At 44.4% G+C, this 6,349-nt stretch carries 6 protein-coding genes; 4 read left to right on the top strand and 2 right to left on the bottom strand.

Features of this window, described 5'->3' with window-relative positions:
- Nucleotides 1-168: 168 nt before the first annotated feature.
- Complete coding sequence (brnA, locus tag G517_RS20920) at nucleotides 169-660, bottom strand: type II toxin-antitoxin system BrnA family antitoxin (protein WP_211224281.1); 492 nt, start codon at nucleotides 658-660, stop codon at nucleotides 169-171.
- A gap of 332 nt (nucleotides 661-992) precedes the next feature.
- Here brnA and G517_RS0110155 point away from each other — a divergent pair, with 332 nt between their 5' ends.
- Nucleotides 993-1,235: a type II toxin-antitoxin system Phd/YefM family antitoxin gene (locus tag G517_RS0110155; RefSeq protein ID WP_028304325.1), complete on the top strand. Its 243-nt coding sequence runs from the start codon at nucleotides 993-995 to the stop codon at nucleotides 1,233-1,235.
- Complete coding sequence (locus tag G517_RS0110150; protein WP_028304324.1) at nucleotides 1,232-1,495, top strand: Txe/YoeB family addiction module toxin; 264 nt, start codon at nucleotides 1,232-1,234, stop codon at nucleotides 1,493-1,495. Before G517_RS0110155 ends, G517_RS0110150 begins: the two co-directional genes overlap by 4 nt.
- 142 nt (nucleotides 1,496-1,637) lie before the next feature.
- Here the strand turns inward: G517_RS0110150 and G517_RS0110145 are convergent, their stop codons facing one another.
- Nucleotides 1,638-3,797: a methyl-accepting chemotaxis protein gene (locus G517_RS0110145; RefSeq protein ID WP_028304323.1), complete on the bottom strand. Its 2,160-nt coding sequence runs from the start codon at nucleotides 3,795-3,797 to the stop codon at nucleotides 1,638-1,640.
- A gap of 892 nt (nucleotides 3,798-4,689) precedes the next feature.
- Between G517_RS0110145 and G517_RS0110140 the strand changes: the two genes are divergently transcribed.
- The gene (locus G517_RS0110140; RefSeq protein ID WP_028304322.1) at nucleotides 4,690-5,145 is read left to right on the top strand and encodes a BsuPI-related putative proteinase inhibitor; all 456 of its coding nucleotides are present in this window, start codon (nucleotides 4,690-4,692) and stop codon (nucleotides 5,143-5,145) included.
- Between the two features lie 450 nt (nucleotides 5,146-5,595).
- A complete protein-coding gene (locus G517_RS0110135; RefSeq protein ID WP_028304321.1) occupies nucleotides 5,596-6,315 on the top strand; it encodes a DUF481 domain-containing protein in 720 nt (239 codons plus the stop codon).
- Nucleotides 6,316-6,349 lie beyond the last annotated feature (34 nt).

Raw genomic sequence — 6,349 nt, 5'->3', positions numbered from 1 at the left:
GGGCGACGGTTTCCAGTGAGGGTGTTCATCGTTCTGTGTCACCCATAAACGGCTTGTTTCATCTCGCGGGATATAGCTAATAGTTGACCTTGATGGTCTATCCAGTAGGGAAAGACGCCACTCCCACAGAAACACGGGAATGGCGATAGAGGGCAACTATCTTGAAAACTACTGGGACTTATGATGATGGGCGACGGTTTCCAGTCTTTCAGCCAGCCAGATTTTAATAATCGACTGACGGGTAACACCGACCCGGCTGGCTTCTTTATCCAGTGACTCCAGCATCCAAGCCGGGAAATCAACATTCACCCGTTTTTGCTTCTGCATAGGGCGCTTGGCCTGCGACAGATCCAGGTCACCCAGAATGTCGTCGTCACTTTCAAATTTGGCATCAAATTCATGTGCTTTCATAGAGGTGTACCTCCGCTTTTCGGGAACGCCTGACCGGATGCGGATGTGATCACCCCGATAGGTAATAACGCCAGACCAGTGTTTGCCGTTAAGCATTGCTATCACTAGAAATCTTGGCTTGTCACTGGTATTGGCTGGAATTTCGAGCAAATCTGAGTCGTTCCGTAAACCCTGCGCGGTATGGATATCAATCCCGTGTTTTTCGAGATTGGACTGGCTTTTGTTCTCGTCAAACTCAAATATCACCATGAGTAAAATTTATACCCTTTTTACTCATCCGGCAATGAGAGTTTTGCCGTGATCTGCTTATAGATCATCTTCGTTATCTCTTATCTCCGTTAGGACACCCATAATTTAGCTAACCTAAAACGAGCTTGTTTCTAAAAAGGCCGGAAATATAGAATAAACAAACGATGGCTGATAAAAACCGGCAATCGAAAATAAACAACAGAAAACGAGCTGTGGGCGGGAAAAGCGGGTTAGAAGCAGGTTTTTCTACAGGATCGTTAGTTGTAAAAATATAATATTGCTGTTCCGTACGTTTAGACGTACGATATTGCTTTCTGTTCAGGAGAATAAAAATGAATATTCTTACGGCAAGTGAAGCTAGGGCAAATTTGTATAGGCTTTTAGATCAAACTTCAGAGACTCACCAACCAATAACTATTTCAGGCAAAAGAAATAGTGCTGTATTAGTCTCCAGTGAAGACTGGGAATCGATTCAAGAAACCCTTTATCTTCTAGCTGTTCCGGGTATGAGAGAAAGCATTAAACAAGGAATGGCAGAGCCTATTGAAAATTGTTCTAAGGAGCTTGATTGGTGAGTTGGGAACTCGTATATACCAAGCAAGCTCAAAAAGATGCAAAGAAACTTGCTTCCTCAGGTCTCAAGAGTAAAGCAAAGTATTTGCTGCAAGTTCTCGAAGAGAATCCGCTTCAAACCCCACCACCATTTGAAAGATTGGTTGGTGATTTATCTGGTGCAATTTCACGACGTATTAATATCCAGCATCGGATTGTTTACCAAGTTTATGAAGAGCAAAAAGTCATAAAAGTTCTGCGTATGTGGACGCATTATGAGTAATAGCAAAATTTGTTCAGCTAATCGGGTAGTCGAGGATTTCTAGCCTTTCACGGAAATATGGGACACCCGGAAAAAAACCGGGACACCCATATTTTAATAAATCACCAATCTCCAATAAAATCAGCCGCCTGATCTGTACGGTTTACCTATTTGCGCTGACCGTGAAGCGTCCGACTAGTTGCTGCAGGGTCTGGGTAGAGTGTTTCACCTGATGGGCGCTGTCTTGTAATTCGTCCATAACCTGACTCATTTCGCTGGATGCGACTTCGACTTGTCTGATGGATGAGCCGTAAAAGTGACTGCGTTCATGCAGTTGCGTAATGATGCTAAACATTTGGCTAACGGCCTGGTGAAGTTCTGTATTTTCAGAGCTGGCAGACTCAGCATCTTTAAGGCGCTGATCCACTTCTTTTACACCTTCTTCCATAAAGTTTACCGCAGCACGGGTTTCATCCTGCAGGCTGGATACAGTAGCCTGAATTTCTGATGCGGCTTCAGCGGTGCGGCTGGCCAGTGAGCGGACTTCATCTGCAACCACGGCAAATCCACGGCCTGCTTCTCCGGCACGGGCGGCTTCAATCGCTGCATTTAGTGCTAGCAAGTTGGTCTGGCTGGTGATATCGGTGATCATGGAAACAATATCGCCGATTTCTTTCATCCGGCTATCAAGCTTCTGTACCCGTGCCGCCGTGGTATCAACGACCTTACGAATGCTTAGCGTGCCTGTACGTGCTGTCTCAAACTGTTCGCGGGCATTATCAACCACATCATCCATCGCTTGTTTCATGGTTTGTGCAGTTTGTGAGGCTTGGTTGATCTCACCCAGCTGGTCTTCAACCAGGGTCAGCATTTTACCGACAACCTCATTCACTTCTCGACTGGTTTGACTGGCCTCATGGGTACGGGTCAGCATCGTTTCGTTATTGCTTTTCACTGCACCTGTCGTATGAATCACTTGCCCCATAATGCCATCCAGACTGTCCATAAAACTGTTAATCCAGCGTCCCATGCTGCCACTTTCATCTTGTGCCATGTTTTCAGTATTCAGGCGTTGTTTCAGATTACCCTCGCCTTCTGCAATGGTGCGGATGATCTGAGTGGTTTTGCGTAAACGTTCTGCGACACGTTTAGGGCCTGTATTGGCAAAAATCCAGGCAGAAACAGCCAGCATTAATCCATTCAACATTAAAGTTGGCAGTAAACCAAAAGGTGAAAAGTGCTGTAACAGGGTGGTGGTTACCATTAGCGTGATGACCGTCAACAGATAGGTCTTCATCAGGCTGACACTGATTGAGCGGCGGCGATACACTTCTTCTAAGTCACCTTCACACATCATGCCCCAGCGATCCGGTGAACCAGGCAATTGAAAAGTGACACCTTTGCCAATAACCGGAATATGGCGGTAATCGGAATAACCTGGGTAAGTAATGAAGAGGTTGCTGCCATTCTTAATGGTTTCCCGTACCCCAGGGTGCAACTCACCTGTTGCGGGATCAGTAAATCTTAGCTCCAGCTCGGTATGATTCTTAACACTCACTGTACCCCACTCGGTGTGAATGCCCTGTTTTAGGTTTTCACCATGAGAAAAGGTGCTGTCTTCAAAGCGAGAGCGGGATAAAGCCGTACCCGACTGTACATTGGTATCAAATCCGGCCTTAACCATAAAAACATAATTATCACCAGATTCAGGATAAACGTGACCGGCCTCCCGCTGAATCAAATCACCAATCACATCGTTGGGAACCCGGCCAGCAATACAGCCCACCACTTTGCCCTTCTGCATTAAAGGCTGATAAAACATCAGGGTGACGGCATCATGAAAACTGGATGTAGAAGCACCCAGCTCCAGAGTTACTGGGTCGGCATAAGGGCCATGAAGAAAAGGCTTTTTTAAACCTTCTTGTAACGCCTTGGTTAACAATTTACCGCTATGCATCTGGCCTTTACGCGCGGTATGAGTGGAGGTTAAAAGCTGGCCTTCACAATCAACGATAAAAAGCTCAGAAAAATCACTAACCTGATCTTTTCGTCTGAGCAGTAAATCTGACCATTGAGAGGAGTCCGCCTCCGCACACTGAGCAGCGAGCTCATCTAAATGCTGCCAGTGGCTAGTGGCCCATTGCTGCAAGATTTCTACACGAGTAGAAGCGATGCCTTCAAAAATCTGCTCAATCACTGGATAAAGCTGACGATTCAAGAAGCAAGACCAGCCTAATTGCAATTTACCATTACTGCCAAAAACTGGCAGCCAGCGTTTTTCTGCTGCAGATAGGTTCATTTTATGGCTGACTAGTTGTTTCATCGGCAATCTCCATCGGGTGTGGATCAAAGAACTTGGAAGTCTTGAATGATATTATTATTTGATTTGAATCAATTCATTAAGGTTTATGCAAGAAACGCACTATAAAAAGATAATGCTTTTTAAAACAGTGCATTACCTATGTTTTAGCAAAAGAAACAGCCGAATTTGCACTAATATAGTGCTTGCGGTGTATCGTTCGGGCACCGTAATAGTGCGCAAGGTCTTTGCATGAAGGTTTCAGCAAAATGCGGTAAGTATGCCGGCAGCGTAAAGGTTGCCGCTAGGTACAGGGCGTAGCGGTTGCGTTGCCTTAAGCGTTATTTATAGCGTGTCGAAAAGTTTAGTATTTTTTGACGCGCTTTTCTCACAAAAATCGGGCAGAGGTTTGCGTTTGTCTGGGGATTCTCCTACGACGATGTATCAGAATGAGGCACTACGCTGTTGTGCGCTAGGACAGCTTCAGAAAGCTGTAGGCTATTTTCAGGTAGAGCCGGCGGAGTGGGTTAACGGGTTAATATACCTGGAGAAAATTATGGGTGTCCCGAATTAGTTCCGGTTTACCTAATTAAGAGAATCGGATAGGCTGTGAAGTTAGTGCATTATGGAAATCGTGCCTGCTCTTATTTTTAAGAGCGCAGGTGTTTTTAAGAGCACAGGCGCACGGCTGCTCTTGAGATAAAGGGCGGGATAACACATATGCGCGTTTAGCAAGGAAGCAACTAGGTCAGAAAATGGATTTTTCCTTTCTTATCAAACGCTTTCCTTAATTTTTGTCGGACTATTGGAGTCGGCGAAACATTCATGCCTATATTGGCATGGGAATATTTTAGGTAATAGTTTTTCTATAACCTCGTTAGTCCACTGGAATCACGCCAAAAAAGGGAAATTTTTAATGAAAGCTTTTAGTAAGTCACTTTTTATATTATTAGCCATAGCTCTTGCTGGGTGTAATGATTCAGATACTTCAAACGAACTAGACGTTAAATTTGAACTTCGTGATAGTTTTTCTCAAGTATCTGATACTTTTACTCAAGGAGAAAATATTGAATTTTATGTGGTAATGAAAAATAATTCTGACTCTGTGTTTGAAATTACTACCCCGACCGGTCAGGAATTTGATTTTATTGTTATGTCTGAAGAAAGAAACGAAGAGTGGCGACAATCTGAAGGTCTTGCTTTTACACAGGCTGTGTCAACTTATGAAATTCCAGCCGGAGAAGAAAAATCAAATAGTTATTTTTGGGATCAATCTAAATCTGATGGCAATGGTTTATCTGTTGGCAATTATACTGCAATTGCTTCAATTAAAGGTGTTGAAGACGTTGAATATAATTTTACAGTGCAATAAAAGATGTCTAATAGGGTAGCCGAGGGTTTCTAGCCCTCAGCCCCGCAACACCCTGCATGCAGCTCCGCACAGGGTGTTTCATCAGCTCGCAGTTTTGCATCCGTCTTCCTCCAGACAAAACCTCGCAGTCTTACCCTAGTCATTTCGTTAAGTGTGGTGATCTTCCTGCAGAAGACTTTCACCTCATTAGTTCATGCCTATGCTGGGCGTATACAAGGCCATTAAATCCACCCTTTCATGCTTCCCGTCTAGAACATCGCTAAAATAAATATCTTATAAAAATCAATAGATTAAGTGAACTTTTACCCTCCGTTACTGTTAAAAATACCAAGTCTATTATAACCTTCCGCCAATGGATGCTTTATAGGCTCTTTGCTGCGGCTTTTATTGCTTTAATCAGGAACAATGATCAACCCACTGACACGGCTGAAAAGTCAGGAACGAGTGTTAATGTTACGACAATCCATCCTGGTCTCGACCATGATTTTTACCGGAAACCTTCAGGCAGAAGACTCCAAACCCGTTATTCCGCAATGGAGTGGTGCCGCAGAACTGGGTTTTATTAATACGGCAGGTAATACGGATACTTCGAGTATTAATGCCAAGCTCAATGTGCAGCGCAAGGCCGCCGTATGGGATTACGGGCTGCGTTTGACCGCTCTGACCAGTGAAGAAGACGATGTTACCTCTAAGGAGCGTTACAAAGGAACGCTGGATCTTGATCGGAACTTCACGCCCCATCAATACCTCGCGACGACGTTCTCCTATGAATCTGACCGCTTCAGTGGCTACGATTATCAGGTTCTGCTGTCTGTTGGTTACGGTTATAGGCTGATCAATGAAGGTTATCGCTATTTTGACGTAGAGATAGGCCCAGGTTATCGCTACGATAAATTGGATGACGGCAGTGGCGTTGAAGAGGAAACCGTACTGCGTATCATGGGGAAGTATTTCTGGAAAATTCGGGATGGTGTGGGACTGCATCAACGATTATCCGTTAACACAGACTCGCATAAAACGACTTGGAGTTCAGACACCGGCCTGAAAAGCCAAATTAATGGCAGCTTAGCGATGAAAATCAATTACAGCTGGGATTACACCAATGATGTTCCTGTTAATACGGAACGAACCAATACCGAGTTTGCGATTACCTTGGTTTACGGATTCTGAAAAATAATTACTGGCTACTACGACACCGCACTTT

Source organism: Oceanospirillum maris DSM 6286 (assembly GCF_000422865.1).
Lineage (GTDB): Bacteria > Pseudomonadota > Gammaproteobacteria > Pseudomonadales > Halomonadaceae > Oceanospirillum > Oceanospirillum maris.
The sequence above is the reverse complement of the archived record's forward strand: the minus strand, read 5'-3'. Positions and strand labels throughout refer to the sequence as shown.

What these genes read in the sequence shown, in the direction of transcription:
- brnA (WP_211224281.1), bottom strand. Translation starts at nt 660, where the DNA reads ATGGTGATATTTGAGTTTGACGAGAACAAAAGCCAGTCCAATCTCGAA.
- G517_RS0110140 (WP_028304322.1), top strand. Translation starts at nt 4,690, where the DNA reads ATGAAAGCTTTTAGTAAGTCACTTTTTATATTATTAGCCATAGCTCTT.
- G517_RS0110155 (WP_028304325.1), top strand. Translation starts at nt 993, where the DNA reads ATGAATATTCTTACGGCAAGTGAAGCTAGGGCAAATTTGTATAGGCTT.
- G517_RS0110145 (WP_028304323.1), bottom strand. Translation starts at nt 3,797, where the DNA reads ATGAAACAACTAGTCAGCCATAAAATGAACCTATCTGCAGCAGAAAAA.
- G517_RS0110135 (WP_028304321.1), top strand. Translation starts at nt 5,596, where the DNA reads ATGTTACGACAATCCATCCTGGTCTCGACCATGATTTTTACCGGAAAC.